General features: G+C 49.7%; 1 protein-coding gene. It reads left to right on the top strand.

What is annotated here, in order from left to right:
* Positions 1 to 103 precede the first annotated feature (103 nt).
* Positions 104 to 1027, top strand: coding sequence for an IS1595 family transposase (locus BFU02S_RS15935; RefSeq protein WP_066372806.1), 924 nt, complete (start codon positions 104 to 106; stop codon positions 1025 to 1027).
* Positions 1028 to 1068 lie beyond the last annotated feature (41 nt).

Genomic DNA, 1068 nt, shown 5'->3' with positions numbered 1-1068 from the left:
GAATTTTGACATATACATATCAAGTCTCGAAAGTCGGGTAGTCAAAGTGGGGGTAACATGATAGAATCCATATAGAACATATGTTTGGTTCGGAGTGAGTTACATGACCTTGGACGAGTTCATGAACAAGTTTTCGGATGAATCCTCCTGCGAGGAGCGCATCATCGAACTACGCTGGCCGTCGGGATTCTGTTGCCCGAAGTGCGGAAGCAAGAACGCGATGCGAATACATGCGAAACATCGGAGAGACGCAGAAAACCGAGTACCTCTGTTCGAGTGCAGAGATTGCCGTCGACAAACATCAATTACATCAGGAACCATATTTCACAAGACCCAGACGCCCCTTACGAAATGGTTCCTCGCCATATACTTGGTGGCTAACGATAAAGGCGGAATTGCTGCGACAACTCTTGAACGCATGTTGGGTGTGTCGTATCCGACCGCGTGGCTGATGCTGCGCAAGATTCGGATAGCGATGGCGGACCGCAACGCCCAATATAGGCTGAGCGGTATCGTTCAGGTCGATGATTTTTATCTGGGCGGCGAGAGCAAAGGAGGTAAGCGCGGGCGCGGTACGGAACAGGTTCCTGTGGTAGCTGGTGTCTCCTTAAAGAAGGGAAAGCCGCAGTATCTGTTCATGGATGTGGTGAGCGATGTGGGCAAACGCTCCGTGCTGGACGTGCTCACCAAGCGTATCGAAACAGGCGTCATCTTGGAGACGGACGGGTGGCCGACCTACGCCAGTTGTGCTGAGGAACTAGGAGCACAGAGCCATCTGGTAACAACGTCAAAAGACGAGAAGAAGAACGAAACGTTCCAGTGGTTGGACAAAGCGATCAGCAACTTCAAGAAATTTATCGACGGCACGTATCACGGTCGTCAAACTGACGACCAACTATACATGGAGGAATACACTTATCGGTACAACCGACGGGGATTCGGCCACCAACTAGCTGAGCGTCTATTACGGGCTTGCGTAGCAGCTAACCTAAATAATTCCATGTACTCTTTGAAAGTGGGGACATAGCCCAAATAACTTATGAGACTTGATATGTATGTTCTAAGAAT

Source organism: Neobacillus fumarioli NBRC 102428, from assembly GCF_001591485.1.
GTDB lineage: Bacteria > Bacillota > Bacilli > Bacillales > Cytobacillaceae > Neobacillus > Neobacillus fumarioli.
The sequence above is the reverse complement of the archived record's forward strand: the minus strand, read 5'-3'. Positions and strand labels throughout refer to the sequence as shown.

Bases quoted from the DNA above. Each gene is read 5' to 3' on its own strand.
- BFU02S_RS15935 (WP_066372806.1), top strand. From the start codon at position 104: ATGACCTTGGACGAGTTCATGAACAAGTTTTCGGATGAATCCTCCTGC.